Raw genomic sequence first — 16,706 nt, 5'->3', positions numbered from 1 at the left:
GATCAACCCTGTCCCGACTGCAACAGGATCTCGATGCGCCGGTTGCCGGGCGCGTAGGGATCGCCCGGGACCTGCAGGCGGCGATCCGCGAAGCCGCTGATCTGGCTGACACGGTCTTCCTTCAGGCCGCCGCGGACGAGCATGTAATAGGCACTCTGCGCGCGCGCCGCCGAGAGGCGCCAGTTGTCGTAGGTTCCATCCTTGAACGGCCGCCCGTCGGTGTGGCCGCGGATCGCTACGGCACCCTTGCGCGCAGCGAGAAGCCTACCGATCTTTTCCATTGCGAGCACGAGTTCCTTCTGCGGCACGGCGGAGCCGACCGCAAACATCGGCGCGTCCGTCTGCTCGCTGATGGTGACCAGGAGGCCGCCCTCGGCGGGGGTCACCATCAGCCCCTCGATGAGCCGCCCGGCATTTCCGCCGAGCTCCTTTTCGATTTCAGCCTTGAGCGCGTCTGCCTCGTGCTGCCGGTCCTTTCCGTCGGTTTCGGCCTTGAGCGCCTTTTCTACGCTCTTCCCCGTCCGGTCTTCGACGTTGGCCGGCGCCTTGCCATCCGCCGGCTTCAACTCGGCGGTTCCCTGCGGCGCGGGGTTCGTCGCGGCCGCCACGTCGTTTGCTGCGGTATTGCCGGCCTCCTTGATCTCGACCTGCTTGGTCCAGAAGTCCGGGTCAAAGGGATCCCGGTAGGCTTCGCCACCTTCGGCACCGGTCGCCGGCCCCGACTGCGCCGCGCCGCCATCGCCCTTGACGCTGATATTGGCCTGCTGGCCGACTTCCTTGGCGATTTCGGAAAGGACCGAATAGGGGTTCTCGAAGAAATCGGCGTCGGAGTATTTCGTTTCCTCGCCCGAGGTCGCGGTCAACTGGTCGCCCTTCTTGGCGGTACCACCGGATTTCGATTGTTCGCCGTCGGTCTTCGACCGCTGCTGCGTCTGCTCGCCCTGGGCGTCCTTGGCGGGATCCTTCAGTCCCTTCTCGGAGGGCTTCTGGTCGGTGAGTTGCACCGGATTGAAATAGGAAGCGATGGCCGCCTTCGTCTCTTCGTTCGCGGCATTGATCAGCCACATCACTAGAAAGAAGGCCATCATTGCTGTCATGAAGTCGGCATAGGCGATCTTCCACGAGCCGCCGTGATGCTCGCCATGGCCATCCGAGGAACGCTTGACGATGATGATTTCGTTCTTGCCGTTATGATGGCTTTCGTCACTCATGCCAGAACTTTCCGGACGGTATCGGACCAGGCGGCCATTCTGGTCACCAGTACGGCGTCACCCATTTCGACCGCGAGATCGATGTCGTTGGTTTCGATATGGCGGAACAGCGTCGCGTCATCCGGCAAATGCCGCTTCAGCGCCTCGAAAAGAGACCGCGGCCCCTTGACCGTGATCACGCAGCCCTCACCGGCTGCGACACCCTCCCGGACCATCCGCGCCAGATCCTCAATGGCGCGCTTGCACAGCGCCTCTTCCATGACCGGCGCAAGCACGCGCGCCGTCTGGTCGCCAAGGTCGAGGGCAAGCCGGTCAGTCATTTCCGCGATCTTGGCTGCCAATCTGGTTGCGACTTCCTCTTCGAGGCGTAGCGTCAACGCTTCCATTTGCTCCGCGTGGCGCGCCTTGAGTTCGGCGATCTCTTTTTCATGCTCGAACACGAGTTCGGCGCTGGCTTCGGCGCGGCCTTGGGCAAAGGCATCGCGACGCTCGGCATCGATGTCGATCTCCGGCATGGCGCGCCTCGCGCCCGGACGATCCGTGTTTGGAAGCTCGGCGTCGATGTCCGGAAAATATTTCGGCGGCATCCTCGACAACTCGATCTTCGGCGCGCTGAAATCCTTGAGGTATCGGGAAAGCGACGCCGTCATCGACGCCCCTCCGACAGTCGCACGGATGGCGTCGGCATGCTTTGCCTGTCGCTCGCACGCTGCCGCACGGCCCGGAAATCCAAAGAGCCTGACACGTTTGCAATGTCTCCCTCGGTCCCGACCGCCCGAGACAGCGGCAGGACCCAACATTCTCGATGCGCAACGGCTGTTCACGGATCTGGTAGAGCCGATGCAAGCGGCGGCACAAAACTCATCCTGGCCGACAGTCCGACAAGACTGCGATGGGAGGTTATTCGGTCAAACTTGCGCGAAAATGATTGGACCGCGCCAGGGCAAGAAGCGCGGTCCAACGGTTTCCGCCAGATGCCGATGACCGGCGGCACAGCGGAAGGCGACGCCGCTTGCTTTCCATGCAAACGGACGGGAGCGACGGAATTGCACGGTCGCCCGGGTGGTATCAGCGCGTTACTGCTGGAAGAGGCGCAGGATATTCTCGGAGTTGGTGTTGGCGATCGACAACGCCTGGATGCCGAGCTGCTGCTGCGTCTGCAGAGCCTTGAGCCGCGTCGATTCCTCGTTCATGTCCGCATCGACCAGGCGTCCGACACCTTTGTCGATCACGTCCATCAGGTTCGCGACAAAGCTTTCCTGCATGTCGATGCGAGTGGTGATCGCCCCGAGCGTGGAGGCGGAATCGGTGAGCTTGCTCAACATCTTGTCGACAACGCGGATCATGTCGTCCAGTTGCGCGCTGGTCGTCGCGGTCGTCAGCTTGATCTCGGTGCTGCCGGCGACAGGCGTGGCCGGGGGGGCGACGATGAGGTGATAGAGCCGCGCCGTGCCCGACGGCGTCGCCTGCAATTGATCGGCGTCATAGCTGTTGGTCAGCAGGCCCCGCGTGGCATCAGCCGTGTCGATCAGCATCGACTGCGCGGTGTCGAAGTCGAGCGTCGTCACGGAAACATTGCCGTTGCCGCTGCGGTTGAAGGACGCGACGATCGACTTGGTTCCGACCGCCGCGGCGTTGGAATTGTAGAGCCAGTTCTCGCCGGAGAACGATGCGGACTGTGCTGCGGATACGAGCTGGTTCTTGAGCTCGTTGATTTCCTTGTCGATCTTCAGCTTGTCGACGCCAGGCTCGCGCGCCGCAACGAGCTTCGCCTTGATCTCGCTGATCACCTCGATCGACGTGTCCATAGCGGCGTATGCCGTATCGACCTTGGCGGCGCCCAGACCGAGTGCGTCCTGAACCGTCGAAAGGGCCGCATTGTCGGACCGCATGGTCGTCGCGATCGACCAGTAGGCCGCGTTGTCGCCGGCCGTCTGGACGCGATAGCCGGACGAAATCCGGTTCTGCACCTCGGCCATGTTGCTATTAATCGAGCGCAATGTCTGGAGCGCCGCCATAGCGGCGGCATTGGTCATGATACTGGTCATGGATCGTTTGCCCTGAGTGATTTGCGGAAACCATTCCGGAGTGCACCGGCAGCGACGGGACCAGCGTCATGCGAACCGCCTCGAATTTGCCCTGCGAGGCGACCCTTCGCTCTTAACGAAGGTGTAACGATTTGATGGTTAACAAATCGTTAATGGGCTTAACGAGCTAGTAATAAAAGTGAACGAAAATAAACAAAGATGGACAAGATCTTAACCAAACGCTTGGCAGGCAAGAAAACCGAAAGCCGCGCTGCTCAACGAGCAGCGCGGCTTTCTTGTCGGATTGGACCGTAGCCGGTTCCGATTAACGGAACAGCGACAGAATGTTCTGCGAATTGGTGTTGGCGATCGACAGCGACTGGATGCCGAGCTGCTGCTGCGTCTGCAGGGCTTTCAGGCGTGTCGATTCCTCGTTCATGTCAGCATCGACCAGGCGCCCGACACCCTTTTCGATCGAGTCCATCAGATCGGCGACGAAGTCGTTCTGCATCGTGACGCGGCTGTTGAGCGCACCGAGGTCCGAAGCGGCATCAGTCATCGTCAGCAGGGCTGCGTCAACACCGGAGATGGCCTGGGCCAGATCGCCAACAGTCATGCTGGTGATGTCCATTTCGAGCAGGTTGTAGCTCAGCGTAACCGTCGTCGTACCGTCCGTGTCGGTGTATTCAAGATCGCTCGAGAGCAGGCCCGAACCGTTGGTGACATAAGCGCCAGCCGAATCGACTTCGATAAGCGAGCTTTTGTTCGTGTCGAACTGAAGCGTCGTCAGGCTGACATTGCCGTTGGCGTCGCGGTTGAACGAGCCGACGATCGACTTGGTACCGGCAGCGTTGTTGTTGTCGTTGTAGACCCAGTTTTCGCCGGAGAACGAAGCGGACTTCGCGATGCTGATCAGCTGGTTCTGAAGCTCGGTGATTTCCTTCTGGATCTTGCTCTTGTCGACGCCCGGCTCGCTGGCGGCTACGAGCTTCGCCTTGATTTCGTCAACGACGTCGATCGAGGATTCCATCGCGGTGTAGGCGACATCCGTCTTGGCGGCGCCGAGGCCGAGAGCGTCCTGAACCGTCGAGAGCGCCTTGTTGTCGGAACGCATGGTGGTCGCGATCGACCAGTAGGCGGCGTTGTCCTGAGCCGCGCCGACGCGATAACCCGAGGAAACCCGGTCCTGCGTCGTTTCCATGGAAGAGTTGATCGAGCGCAGCGTTGCGAGCGCCGTCATTGCGGCGGTGTTCGTCATGATGCTTGTCATTGGCTGAGTGCCCCTTGTGACAGTTGAGATGGAAGGGACATTCCGGGATTACCGGGAAACGGCGGTCAGCTTCATGCCTGCTAACGCGTTAAATTTGTTGGTTAACCCGCCGTTTCGATGGCCACAGCAAACACCAACATAGTTAACGAAGGCTAAAGCCGGCGCACGACTCGCGCAGATTTTTCTTCGATTGCAGCGCCGCGCGTCTGCACAAACGCGCAAGGTCGCCGCAGCGCTTTGAATCGCTGCATTATTTTGTCCTCAAATCGATTCCGATTTGAGGAATCATGCAGTAGGACGTCGAACCAAAAATGAAAGCCGCGTCCCTTGCGAAACGCGGCTTGGATCGACTTGCGACCAAGCCCGGGAAGTCTCCCGCGCTTGGAGGAATTTCGCTTAGCGGAACAGCGACAGGATGTTCTGCGAGTTGCTGTTGGCGATCGACAGCGACTGAATGCCGAGCTGCTGCTGTGTCTGCAGGGCTTTCAGGCGCGTCGATTCCTCGTTCATGTCGGCATCGACGAGCTTGCCGACACCCTTCTCGATCGAGTCCATCAGGTCGGCGACGAAGTCCTTCTGCATGTCGACACGGCTGTTGAGCGCGCCGAGATCGGAGGCTGCATCGGTCATGGTCTGCAGCGCCGCGTCGACTCCGGAGATGGCTCCGGCCAGATCCCCGGCCGTCATGCTGCTGATGTCCATCTCGAGCAGGTTGTAGCTCAGCGTGACCGTCGTCGTGCCATCCGTATCGGTGTATTCGAGATCGCTCGAAAGCAGGCCCGAACCGTTGGTGACATAAGCGCCAGCCGAGTCGACTTCGATGAGCGAGCTCTTCGTCGTATCGAACTGAAGCGTGGTGAGGCTGACATTGCCGCTCGCGTCGCGGTTGAACGAACCGACGATCGACTTGGTGCCGGCGGCGTTGTTGTTGTCGTTATAGACCCAGTTTTCGCCCGAGAACGAAGCGGACTTCGCGATGCTGACGAGCTGGTTCTGGAGTTCCTTGATTTCCTTCTGGATCTTGCCCTTGTCGACGCCCGGCTCGCTGGCGGCAACGAGCTTCGCCTTGATTTCGTCGACGACGTCGATCGAGGACTTCATCGCCGTGTAGGCGACGTCGGTCTTGGCGGCGCCGAGGCCGAGGGCATCCTGAACCGTCGAAAGCGCCTTGTTGTCGGAACGCATGGTGGTCGCGATCGACCAGTAAGCGGCGTTGTCAGAGGCCGAACCAACGCGATAGCCGGAGGAAATCCGGTCCTGGGTCGTTTCCATCGAGGAATTGATCGAACGCAGGGTCGCGATTGCGGCCATTGCCGAAGAGTTCGTCATGATGCTGGTCATATGAGTTGTCCCTTTTTTACTGAATACCGTGGGGACATACCGGACTGCGTACACTACCGGTGATGACGGACCGGCTTCATGCCACTCGGTTCCAACAAACATCCTTTGGAAGAAACCAAACCCGTCATGTGGAGACGAATATCGAGGCCAATGCTTGCGAATTCATTAAATGCAGGTGCCCACTCCGGATGGCTCGATTTATGCTTAACACACGATTAAATGTTTGAGCTCATGTAGCTTTTTATTTCACGGCCTCTCCTCGACAGCGGCGGCCGCAGACTTCCCCAACCATTGTCGGAGTCACGCCTGAGGCAAGGTCCGGCCGCGACAATGTTGCGTGAAACATGTCGATCGAATCAGGACCGGGACGGGAGCACGCCGACCGCGGTCCGACCCATGCGACGGAGCCGCAATTGAACGCCCATGCCCTCTTCACCAACGCCTCCCGGCAATATCAGAAAGGCCAGTATACCGAGGCGCTCAACCAGCTTAACCACCTGATGAACATCAGCAGGGAGGCCAAGACATTCGTGCTGCTGGCGAAGGTTCTTTTGAAACTCGGCTTCAAGACGGATGCGGCGCGCGCCTACCAGCTGGCGGGAGAGGAAAAGGGTTCGCGTTCGGAACATTATCTGACCGAAGCGATGAAGCTGCATTTTGCGTGCGGCAACGAGGATGAGGCGCTCAGCATCGGCCTTCCTCTTCTTGAAAAGGCGAAGACCGATCCGGAGATCGCATTCATCATCGCATCCATTTTCCTCAAGCGGGACCAGAAGGAAATTCTCGGCCTGTTCAAGGCACCGCTTTCCACGAGTACAAATATTCAACATCAGTCACTCGCCTTCAAACTTCTGACGGCCGATATCGATGATGCGCAGGACCGCGATGCGGTCGTGAATCTGTTCCGGAAAAATCCGAAGAGCACTGTGTTGCGGGCGGCCTATCTCGTCTTTGCGCGTGAGGCCAACGACTACGCCGAGATTGAAAAGCACTATCCGGATATCCAGAAAGCCCTGGATGCCGGCCGGTACGAAATTCTCACCGCCGAGTCCCCCTACTACCACGTCACCTGGTGCGGGGACGAAAAGCTCAATCGATGGGCTGGTGCGCGGAACCGGCCCTTTGCCTCCGCAATCACCGAGGCGCGGCGCAACATGCCGCATCAATGGGCGAAGAAAATCCGCATCGGCTATCTTTCAGCGGACTTCTGGGACCAGCATGCAACCATGAAGCTTCTGCAAGCTGTGTTGGAGTTGCACGACCCGGAAAAATTTGAAGTCACGCTCTTCTGCCATACCAAGGAAAGCAATCTGGCCCGCGACCGGGGTAATCGCATCAATTGGGGCCGAATCATCCGCATCAACGATATGTCCGATGAGGAGGCCGCCCGCGTCGTTCGTGCAGAAGGCATCGATATCCTGGTGGACCTGAAGGGACACACGCTCGACAACCGGCTGAAGATACTTAACCATCAGGCTGCACCCGTTCAGGTGTCCTGGCTGGGCTTCCCCGGAACCACCGCAAACGTCGATGTCGACTATGTCATCGGCGACCCGTACGTGCTGCCTGAAGGAAGCCAGGAGCACTACTACGAAAAGTTCTGCCGCCTTCCGGAAACCTACCAGCCGAACGATCCCTATCACCGCCCTCGCCCCTACGGCATCGCCCGCAGGGACCTAGGCCTTCCCGAGGAAGCGTTCGTCTTCGCATCGTTCAACGCCAGCAGAAAGATCTCTCTCCAGACCATCAATCTCTGGATCGAGATCCTGCGCCGAACACCCGACAGCATTCTGTGGCTCATGTGCAAGCGGGATGCTCAGGCCAACATTCTGCGTAAGCTCCAGAGCAGCGGTATCGCGTCGAAACGTATCATCCTGTGCAGCAAGACGGCCTATGCGGAGCACATCAACCGCCTGCCCGCAGCCGATCTCGGCCTCGACACCTATCCCTATAATGGCCACACGACCACCTCGGAACAGCTTTGGGCCGGCCTGCCGGTGCTCACGTTCAAGGGCACCAACTTTGCCTCGCGCGTAAGCGAAAGCCTTCTCAACGCGATCGGGCTGCCAGAGCTCGTAACCGCCGGCCCCGAAGCCTACGTCGCCGAAGCGGTTGCACTCTATGAGAACCGCGAGAAAATCGCCGAATACAGGAAGGTGCTCGAGGAAAACCGCTTCCGCATGCCGCTGTTCGATGCAGAGCGCTTCTGCCGTCATCTCGAGCGCGGTTACGAGATGATGGTGGATCGCGCCAAGCAGAAACTGGCACCGGATCACATCGACGTTCCGGCGCTTCCGCCACGCGATGGGTCCTTCGAACGATAGATCGCCGGCGCCACGGAAACGGCCATTGGTGAAGAGGCAGTGGAACCACTGCCTCTTTTTCATTGCAGAGGTTCGCTCGTCTACGATCGCGCCTTGCGGCGCAGCAGCCCGCGCCGGCGGCCTCGCGATGCGTCGATCGATTGTCGAGAATCAGCAGGGAATGTTCCACCCGCTCAGGTGAAGGACCGTACCAGGCTGCCGACGAGCAGGTTCCAGCCGTCGATCAGCACGAAGAACAGGATCTTGAAGGGCAGCGAGATCGCCGTTGGCGGCAGCATCATCATACCCATCGCCATAGTGATCGTCGCAACGATCAGGTCGATTACCAGGAACGGCAACATGATCAGGAAGCCGATTTCGAAGCCTCGCCGGATCTCCGAGATCATGAAGGCCGGCACCACGGCGCGCAGATCAACCTTGTCGTCGACCACGACCGTCTGGCCCTTCTCCTTGGCGATGTCGATGAAGAGCTGCAGGTCCTTGTCGCGCGTATTGGCCAGCATGAATTCGCGGAACGGCTCCGCCATGCGCGGCATGGCCTCGGTTTCCGAGATTTCATTCTTCAGGAGCGGGTCGATACCCTCTCGCCAGGCGCGGTCGAAGGTCGGCGCCATGACATAGAAGGTCATGAACAGCGCCAGCGACACCATGATCATGTTGGATGGCGTGGTCGCCAGTCCCATGCCCGACCGCAGGATCGCAAAGGCGATGACGAAGCGCGGAAAGCTCGTCACCATGATCAGAATGCCGGGTGCCACCGACAGAACGGTGATCAGGCCGAAGGTGCGGATGATCCACGATGCGACGGAGCCGTCGACCGGCGTGTTCAGAATATCGGCGGGAAAGCTTTGCGCCCCGGCAATTCCCGACATCGCCATCATAGCGATTATGAAGGTGGCAATCCGGAGCATCGAGCGAATCATTGGATGACGAAAGTTCGGAACATCACTTTCGTTACGCGTCCGTCTGAGCGCAGGTCAACCCGCTCCTGAATGTCATCCCGGAGATATTGAAAGCCGCGCGGTCCCTGAATCTGCTGCAGCGACACGGTCTTGAGATAGCCTGCAATATCCTGGTGTATCTGCTCGGCGAGAACAACGTCGGGGATGCCGTTGAACTGCAGCGCGACTTCCAGACGGACCCAGTTCTCGGAGGGGTAAGCGAGGTTCGTCGTGATTGGATCCAGCTGCACGACACCATTGGCTTCGGTGGCGATTTTCGGAATGCCCTCGGCACCGGTGGCGTTCGGCGCGATTTCGGCCGCAGCTTCGATCTTCTCCGTTGCGGGCGGCGGAGCCAGCAATTGGCCGACGAGCCACCCGCCGCCGCCGGCGACGACTGTCAGCACGGCCAGGGCGGCGATCGTCATCACCTTGGAAACGGATTTGGAGGACTGCGCTTTATCGATTTCTTCCATCGTGCCATTCCATGCCGGTCGGCCTACAGCGCCACAGGTCGTCAAGGAGACAGGGGCACCGTGGCACTTTGATTTGCAATAGGCCCCTGATCAGATCGGAGAGAGCAGATCCACGACTTGCTGTCCCCAAGGCGGCTGCTGAACCTCGGTCAGGCGGCCGCGGCCGCCATAGGAGATGCGAGCCTCGGCGATGCGGTCGTAGGAGATGATGTTGTCGGCGTCGACATCCCGCGGCCGGACGATCCCCGCGACGTTGAGAATGCGCAATTCATGGTTGACACGAACTTCCTGCGAACCGCTGATCAGGAGGTTGCCGTTCTCCAGCACCCCGGTCACGACGGCGGCGACGAGCAGGCGCAGCTTCTCGGAGCGCTCGGTCTTGCCATCGCCCTCGGTCTTGGTGTTGGAGCCATATTCCAGATCGCCCGACCATTCGAAATCGCTGGTCTGCGATGCCCCGCTGGCGCCGAGATTAAAGCCGCTGGAATTCTTGCGGCTACGATCCGTCTTGTTGTCGAAGGATGCCTTGTCGTCGATCCTGATATCGACAGTGAGAATGTCGCCGACATTGATCGCGCGCGCATCCTTGAAGAGCGCTGCCTGCTGGTCGTTCCAAAGCGAATATCCGTTCGTGACCTGATGCGGCTGCTTCGGATATGCAGCGAGCTGCGGCGTCTGCGTATATTGCAGGCCGCTGCCGATCGGGCTCATTGACGGCGCCTGACCGATCTCCTTGAACGCCTGGCTCTGACATCCCGCAAGGAGGCCCGCGGCCAAGACGGCCGTAAAATGCTTTCTCATGATGGCTCCTTCGAGGTGTTGGGGTCGCTCGCGCTCGAAATGATGTTGGTGAGCACAGCCGCCTTCTCGTCGCTCATCTCGCTGAGAATCAGCGACGACTGGCGCGGCGGCAGCCGCATGACGATCGCAGCCGCGATCTCCGGTCGTACCATCTCGAGCTTGCCGGCTGCGGCGTCCGGCTTCATCGTCTTGTAGATGTCGACGAGACCGAGTTCCGCCTGTTTCAGGAAGTCGTTGCGGCGCTTCAGCCAGTCCTCGTATTCGGCGCGGCGTTTCTCCAGGGTCGCGATACGCTCGTCGACGCTGGTCTGAAGATTTTCCAGTTCCTTGCGTTGCAGCAGATAGCGCTGGTCGCGCGCGGCATCGGCGATGTTGGTGCAGAATTGCTGGATTTCGTTGACGCTTCCGCTTTCCGCCGGCGGCGCCGTCACGTCCTGCGCGAAAGCGCCCGGGAGCGCCAGCATCAATGCGCCGGCGGCCGCGATCATGAGGATGCGCGGCGATTTCCCGAGAAGTCTGTCCAAGTGTCCGGTCATTGCAGAACAAGCTCCGCCTGAAGGGCTCCCGCCGTTTTGATGCTCTGGAGGATGGCGATGATCCCATCCGGCTTGACGCCAATGCTGTTGAGGCCGGCGACCAGAGAACGCAGGCTCGAGCCATTCAAGATCGCGACCGTGCCGCCATCCGCTTGCGCCTCGATCGTCGTGTTCGGTTCCATGGCGGTCTCGCCGCGCGAGAAGGGCTCCGGCTGCACGACCGTCGGCGTCTCGGTCACCTGCACGGTGAGCGTGCCGTAGCTGACGGCGACCTCGGCGACACGCACGTCCTGGCCGATGACGATCGTGCCGGTCCGTTCGTTGATGACGACGCGTGCCGGCACATCGGTTTCAATCACCAGGTTTTCGACGTCGGCCATCAGGCGCGCAAGATCGGCCATCTTGGGCTTCTCGACGAGCACCGACTGCGAATCCTTGGCTTCGGCGATGCGCCCGCCGAACTGCGCGGCGGCATATTTGTTGATCGCCGCGGCCATGCCGACGGCCGTGGAAAAATCCGGATTGCGCAGTTGCAGCACCAGATTGACGCCGTCCTTGAATCTTGCCGGTAGTTCCCGCTCGATGATGGCACCGTTCGGCACACGTCCGGCCGTAGTCACGCCCTGACTGAGGGTGGCGGCGTCCCCTTGCGCACTGAAACCGGTCACGACGACCGAACCTTGCGCCACCGCGTAGATCTGGCCGTCGGCGCCGGAAAGCGAGGTCATGACCAGCGTGCCGCCGCGCAGCGACGTCGCATCGCCGAGAGAACCGACAGTCACGTCGACGCGACTGCCCGGGCTTGCAAAGGGCGGCAGCGTTGCCGTGACCAGCACCGCCGCGACGTTGCGCGTACGCGACTCGCCGCCCTGCGTGGAGATACCGAGGTTCTGCAACATGGCGCGGATCGACTGATCGGTGAAGGGTGAGGAGCGCAGGCTGTCGCCGGTTCCCTGCAGGCCGACCACCAGACCATAGCCGATCAGCTGGTTATCCCGCCCCGCCTGCAGCGACGCCACATCCTTGATGCGGGAAGCACCATGGGCAAGCGTCAGCGACGCGGCAAAGGCTACGGCAAGCGTCAGGAACCACTTACAGACACGGAGCTTCATTTCGCCACCACATGGATCGTGCCGTCCGCCATCACCGTGCCGGAGACGATGACGCCGGTATCGACGTTACGCGCGCGGATCAGATCGCCGACCGCGGCGTCCTGCAACGGTGAACCCGCCGCCGTGATCGTCAGGGCACCATTGTTGAAGATAAGCCGAACCGTCGAACCGCGCTCGACCGCGTATTGCTCGCGCAATGCCGAGGCGAGGATCACCCGTCCTGGAAGGAGGGTCCGTTTCGTGACCTTGCCCTCGATTTCCTCGATAGATTGGACATAGCCGTCCATGAGATTGGGATTGGTCACGTCGACGACCTCGACCAGACTCTCATCAAGGGTTTCGCCGGGATAGATCGTCTGCTTGGGGATGACAGCGGTCGGCCGCTCCGCGAAAACGGCAGCCGGCGAAAGGAAGGCTGCGGCCACCACGGCGAACGCGACAGTTCGCATCCGGAACGGGGAACGGGATGGCGATGCTGTCCTTGCGGCGGATCGGCGAAACATCATGTTTGCCCCTGTTTTGCGTTTACCTGAGGTTCTTGCTGACCGTCGCCGCCATCTCGTCTGCGGCCTGAATGATCTTGGAATTCATCTCATAGGCGCGCTGGGCCGAGATCAGGTCGGTGATTTCCTTGACAGGATCGACGTTCGAGGCCTCGAGATAGTTCTGCTTGATCTGGGCAAAGCCGGGATCGGCCGGCGTGCCGATGATCGGTTCGCCGGAAGCCGGTGTCTGCTTGAAGAGGTTCTCGCCCTGCGGCTCGAGCCCCGCCTCGTTGACGAAGTTCGCGATCGTCAGCTGGCCGATTTCCTGCAGTTCCGTGTTGTTGCCGATGCGCACCAGCACCTGCCCCGACGAGGTGAAGGTGATTTCGCTCGCGTCCTGCGGCACCGTGATGCCGGGAACGACGGTGTAGCCGTCAATGGTGACGAGCTGGCCGGTGGCATTGGTGTTGAATGCGCCCGAACGGGTATAGGCGGTCTCTCCGTCCGGCGTCTCGATCTGGAACCAGCCGCGGCCGACCAATGCCAGATCGTAGTCGTTTCCGGTGTTGACCAGGCTGCCCTGGATATGGAGGTTGCGCACGGCGGAGGTCTGCACGCCGAGGCCGATGATCGCGCCTTCCGGGACGATCGCCTGGTTGGCGCGGTTGGGCACGCCTTGGGCGCGCTCCGTCTGATAGAGCAGATCGGAAAACTCGGCGCGCGCCCGCTTGTAGCCCGTCGTGTTGATGTTCGCGATGTTGTTCGCGATGACTTCCAGGTTCAACTGTTGGGCATTCATGCCCGTGGCGGCGATGGAAAGGGCCTTCATGTCTCGTTCCTTCAGATCTGCATGCGCGCGATTTCGAGATAGGCGCTCACCACCTTGTCGCGGATGGCAAGTGCGGTCTGCAGCGACTGTTCCGCACTCATCACCGCGTCGATGACTTCCCGAGTATTGGCCTCGCCGCGGACGGCCTGCAGCGACGCCCCTTCGGCCGACTTCATCGAACGGATGGTGTCGCTGGCCATGTTGCCGAGAACCTCGGCGAAGCTCTGCGACTGCGGCACGGAAGCGCCGGCGCCGGGCGCGACGAGCGAGCTGGAAGCGGTCAGGCTCGTGCCTTCCGTCTCCCTGATGGCCGAAAACGCGCCGACGGACTGGATTGCATCGATCATTATTGCGAAGCCCTCAACAGGTCGATTGTCTGGGAGATAAGATCGCGGGACTGCTTGATGGTCTGCAGGTTCGCCTCATAGGCGCGGTTGGCCTCGCGCATGTCGGCCATTTCGATCAGGACGTTGACGTTCGGCATCTTGACCATGCCCTTTTCGTCGGCCGCCGGATTGCCGGGATCGAACTCGATGTTGAAATTCGAATCGTCGGTGCCAAGGCGCTGGATGTCGACGAGCGATGCCCCGCTCGCCCGGTCGACTTCCGCCGCAAAGCTGATGGTCTTGCGGCGATACGGATCGGCACCGGGCGTGTCGCCGGTCGAACGTGCGTTGGCGATGTTTTCTGAAACGATGCGCAGGCGGGTCGATTCCGCCTGCAGACCGGAGGCCGAAACCTTGAGCGCCGAAGTCAAAGGATCCATGATTGTTATTTCCGTACCGTCATGAGCATCATCCGATGAAAGGCTTTCACGAGCCCGGCATTGAGCTCGTAGTCGCGCTTGATCTCACCGGTCTTCATCATTTCCTCTTCGATCGCCACGCTGTTGCCGGACTGCTGCACCTGCACGTCATCGATCATGCTGACTTCTGTGACTTGGGCCGCATCGGGACTTTCGGTGAAATGCGCGCGGTGCGTCGCCGCCATCTGGATGCCGGTGTTCTGCAGGACGCTTTCGAAGGCTTCTACGTCTTTCGCCCTGTAGTGTGGGGTATTGGCGTTGGCGATGTTGCCGGCCACGACGTTCTGACGAACGGTCAGCCATTGGGCCTGGCGCGACGCAAGTTCGAAAAGCTGAATCGGTTCCATCAAAAGCTCCTGCCTGATGATGACGAACCTAGGCAGGTAATCTTGCGTGGGACTTGTCGGGACGCGGGATCAGACGGGAATGATGCCCCCGGATCCGTGTCGCTCACGCAAATGGCGGATGGCGGCAATTCCGGACGGAAAACGCTAAGCACGTTTTGGTCGGCACCGCATGTATGCCATGTGCCGGCACTTAAAGACGTCGCGGCGATCTCGGAACGCTCGGGAAGACGGCTCCGTCGCCGCCTAGTTCGGCTCGTAGACCTCCCCCTTGGAGGTGATCAGCACCCAGCGGCCGTCCCGCTGCTCGAAAGTCGCGAGCCGGCTGTTGTCTGGGAGGATGGAGCCGATGCGAACGATATACACGCCGCCCCGGTCCTCGATGAGCGCCCGGCCGTTGGCGATGTGCATGAGCTTGAAGCCGGATCTTTCGGGAAGAGGCTGAGCGGGGGCGGCCCTCAGCTCGCCCTCCCCGCCAGCCGGCTCGTGTCCGAGCCCCGGCACCGTCGCGGTCGTCAGCCGGTCGACCGTGGCGAGGGTCTTGTCGTCCATGTCCTTCATTGCCGGCGGCGAAGCCGGCACGTTCGCGCGGCCCGCACGCTCCGGCACGTCCCGCGTCGCGCTCTCCCAGAGCGGCGGCATTGAAAACTCTTCCTGGTGGAAGACTGCGTACCAGGGAAAGAAGGTCGCGCAGGCGGCCATCGCCAGCCCGGTCGCCCCCAGAACCTTGTCGATCAGCGGCATCTTCGCCTCGCGCCGGCGCTGGCGGACGATCTCGTCTGCGTCATAGTCGGTCATTGCTACCCCCTCCCCCGCACAGCGGCGCCAGGTTGATTGCCCATGGCAGCCGCCTTCAACGCATTCGCAAGATCGGTGAAGGCGTCGAAAGCGCCCCGTTCGCCGGGCGTCTGCTTGAGCACGTCATAGATGACCGGCACCTGCTTGATCGCCATGTCGAGATCGGCGTCGCCGCCTGGACGGTAACCGCCGATCAGGCGCAGATCGCGCGTTTCCTCGAAGCGATGGATCAGCGCCTTGAGGCGCGCCACAAGCTTTTCTTGGTCCGGCGTCCAAGCCTTCCGTGCAAGGCGCGAGATCGAGGCGAGCGGATTGATCGGCGGATAGCGCCCCTCCTCCGCCAGGCTGCGCTCAAGTACGATATGCCCGTCCAGAATGCCGCGCGTCGAGTCGGCAACCGGATCGTTATGGTTGTCGCCATCCACCAGGATCGAAATGATAGCGGTGATCGTCCCGGTTCCTTCGACGCCGGGACCGGCGCGTTCGAGCAGGCGGGGCAGCTCGGTGAAAACGGAAGCCGGATAGCCACGCGCGATCGGCGGCTCACCCGCTGCGGTCGCTACCTCGCGGATTGCGTGGGCGAAGCGCGTCACGCTATCGACGATAAGGAGCACGTTGTCACCCTTGTCGCGGTAGTGTTCGGCAATCGTGACGGCCGTCAGCGGCGCCATCTTTCTCAGCATCGGGCTTTCGTCGCTGGTCGCGACTACGGCGACCGATTTCGAAAGATTGTCGCCGAGCGTGTCTTCAATGAATTCGCGAACTTCGCGGCCGCGTTCGCCGACCAGCGCAATCACGACCTTGTCGAACGCGTCGGCGCGCGCCAGCATCGAAAGCAGCGTCGATTTGCCGACGCCGGAGCCCGCAAAGATGCCGAGGCGCTGCCCGAGGCAGAGCGGGGAGAAAATGTCGATGGCGCGCACGCCGGTCCGGAAACCATGCTCGACGCGCTTGCGCGTCATCGACGGCGGCGCGGTGTTGGAGATCGAGCGGCGAACGTCGCCTTGCAACAGCGGTCCGAGACCATCGATCGGCTCCGCCAGCGCATTGAGCGTGCGGCCGCACCAATTTTCCGTCGGCGCTATCCGGCAGGCACCTTTGCGTATGACCGTATCGTGGATGCCGATCGGATCGCCGGGTTCGATCGGGCAGACGACCACGCGCTCGGGCTCAACACGGACGACTTCGCCGAGATGGGTGCCCGTGGCACTCTTATGCGCAACGAAATCACCGAGCCGCAGATGCCGCGAAAGACCGGTAACGGTGTAATGGCCGGGCGAGATCGTCTGCACGTGACCGCCCGGCGCGATCGAAAACTCCGGCTTGGTGTAACGCTCGACCAGCCCGGCAAGCGCCGCCAGCGAGGTCGATGCGGCGAGGGTTTCAACGCCTTCGCGTTTCATGGT

18 protein-coding genes are annotated in these 16,706 nt (G+C 61.1%); 1 reads left to right on the top strand and 17 read right to left on the bottom strand.

What is annotated here, in order from left to right:
* Positions 1-2: 2 nt before the first annotated feature.
* The 5 genes from QN224_RS03005 to QN224_RS02985 all read right to left on the bottom strand — a co-directional run bounded on the left by QN224_RS03005 (position 3) and on the right by QN224_RS02985 (position 5,849).
* Positions 3-1,211 carry a MotB family protein gene (locus QN224_RS03005; protein WP_283975483.1) on the bottom strand — a complete coding sequence of 403 codons (1,209 nt, stop codon included), beginning with the start codon at positions 1,209-1,211 and terminating at the stop codon, positions 3-5.
* The gene (locus QN224_RS03000; protein ID WP_283975482.1) at positions 1,208-1,861 is read right to left on the bottom strand and encodes a hypothetical protein; all 654 of its coding nucleotides are present in this window, start codon (positions 1,859-1,861) and stop codon (positions 1,208-1,210) included. The genes QN224_RS03005 and QN224_RS03000 overlap by 4 nt, the downstream gene beginning before the upstream one ends.
* A 426-nt stretch (positions 1,862-2,287) precedes the next feature.
* Complete coding sequence (locus tag QN224_RS02995) at positions 2,288-3,259, bottom strand: flagellin (RefSeq protein ID WP_173510892.1); 972 nt, start codon at positions 3,257-3,259, stop codon at positions 2,288-2,290.
* Positions 3,260-3,563: 304 nt separating this feature from the next.
* Positions 3,564-4,508: a flagellin gene (locus tag QN224_RS02990; RefSeq protein ID WP_173510893.1), complete on the bottom strand. Its 945-nt coding sequence runs from the start codon at positions 4,506-4,508 to the stop codon at positions 3,564-3,566.
* A gap of 396 nt (positions 4,509-4,904) precedes the next feature.
* Entirely contained in the window at positions 4,905-5,849 is a 945-nt protein-coding gene (locus QN224_RS02985; RefSeq protein WP_283975481.1) for a flagellin, read from the bottom strand.
* A 344-nt stretch (positions 5,850-6,193) separates the two neighbouring features.
* Here QN224_RS02985 and QN224_RS02980 point away from each other — a divergent pair, with 344 nt between their 5' ends.
* Positions 6,194-8,173, top strand: coding sequence for a glycosyl transferase (locus QN224_RS02980; protein ID WP_283975480.1), 1,980 nt, complete (start codon positions 6,194-6,196; stop codon positions 8,171-8,173).
* A 173-nt stretch (positions 8,174-8,346) separates the two neighbouring features.
* On the opposite strand, the gene fliP is transcribed toward QN224_RS02980, so the two are convergent.
* The 12 genes from fliP to fliI form a co-directional block, all read right to left on the bottom strand.
* Positions 8,347-9,084 (bottom strand): flagellar type III secretion system pore protein FliP, encoded by a 738-nt coding sequence (gene fliP, locus QN224_RS02975; RefSeq protein WP_283975479.1) that lies wholly within the window; start codon positions 9,082-9,084, stop codon positions 8,347-8,349.
* Between the two features lie 8 nt (positions 9,085-9,092).
* Positions 9,093-9,590, bottom strand: coding sequence for a flagellar basal body-associated FliL family protein (gene fliL, locus QN224_RS02970; RefSeq protein WP_283975478.1), 498 nt, complete (start codon positions 9,588-9,590; stop codon positions 9,093-9,095).
* A 90-nt stretch (positions 9,591-9,680) separates the two neighbouring features.
* Positions 9,681-10,391, bottom strand: a complete 711-nt coding sequence (flgH, locus tag QN224_RS02965) for a flagellar basal body L-ring protein FlgH (protein WP_173510897.1) — start codon at positions 10,389-10,391, stop codon at positions 9,681-9,683.
* Entirely contained in the window at positions 10,388-10,927 is a 540-nt protein-coding gene (locus QN224_RS02960) for a MotE family protein (protein WP_269278105.1), read from the bottom strand. Before QN224_RS02960 ends, flgH begins: the two co-directional genes overlap by 4 nt.
* Positions 10,924-12,039: a flagellar basal body P-ring protein FlgI gene (locus tag QN224_RS02955; RefSeq protein WP_283975477.1), complete on the bottom strand. Its 1,116-nt coding sequence runs from the start codon at positions 12,037-12,039 to the stop codon at positions 10,924-10,926. The genes QN224_RS02960 and QN224_RS02955 overlap by 4 nt, the downstream gene beginning before the upstream one ends.
* Positions 12,036-12,545, bottom strand: a complete 510-nt coding sequence (gene flgA / locus QN224_RS02950) for a flagellar basal body P-ring formation chaperone FlgA (protein ID WP_283975476.1) — start codon at positions 12,543-12,545, stop codon at positions 12,036-12,038. The genes QN224_RS02955 and flgA overlap by 4 nt, the downstream gene beginning before the upstream one ends.
* 19 nt (positions 12,546-12,564) lie before the next feature.
* Positions 12,565-13,353: a flagellar basal-body rod protein FlgG gene (gene flgG / locus QN224_RS02945; protein WP_173510901.1), complete on the bottom strand. Its 789-nt coding sequence runs from the start codon at positions 13,351-13,353 to the stop codon at positions 12,565-12,567.
* An 11-nt stretch (positions 13,354-13,364) separates the two neighbouring features.
* Positions 13,365-13,700 (bottom strand): flagellar hook-basal body complex protein FliE, encoded by a 336-nt coding sequence (locus QN224_RS02940; protein ID WP_173510902.1) that lies wholly within the window; start codon positions 13,698-13,700, stop codon positions 13,365-13,367.
* On the bottom strand, positions 13,700-14,119 hold the full coding sequence (gene flgC, locus QN224_RS02935; RefSeq protein WP_283975475.1) for a flagellar basal body rod protein FlgC: 420 nt from the start codon (positions 14,117-14,119) through the stop codon (positions 13,700-13,702). The genes QN224_RS02940 and flgC overlap by 1 nt, the downstream gene beginning before the upstream one ends.
* Before the next feature lie 5 nt (positions 14,120-14,124).
* Positions 14,125-14,505 (bottom strand): flagellar basal body rod protein FlgB, encoded by a 381-nt coding sequence (gene flgB / locus QN224_RS02930; RefSeq protein ID WP_173510904.1) that lies wholly within the window; start codon positions 14,503-14,505, stop codon positions 14,125-14,127.
* 243 nt (positions 14,506-14,748) lie between these two features.
* A complete protein-coding gene (locus QN224_RS02925) occupies positions 14,749-15,300 on the bottom strand; it encodes a flagellar protein (protein WP_283975474.1) in 552 nt (183 codons plus the stop codon).
* 2 nt (positions 15,301-15,302) lie between these two features.
* Entirely contained in the window at positions 15,303-16,703 is a 1,401-nt protein-coding gene (gene fliI, locus QN224_RS02920) for a flagellar protein export ATPase FliI (RefSeq protein WP_283975473.1), read from the bottom strand.
* Positions 16,704-16,706: the final 3 nt, after the last annotated feature.

The sequence above is a fragment of the Sinorhizobium sp. 7-81 genome (assembly GCF_030124405.1).
Lineage (GTDB): Bacteria > Pseudomonadota > Alphaproteobacteria > Rhizobiales > Rhizobiaceae > Sinorhizobium > Sinorhizobium psoraleae.
Note: the sequence above shows the minus strand (reverse complement) of the source record. Positions and strands in the feature narration are given on the sequence as shown.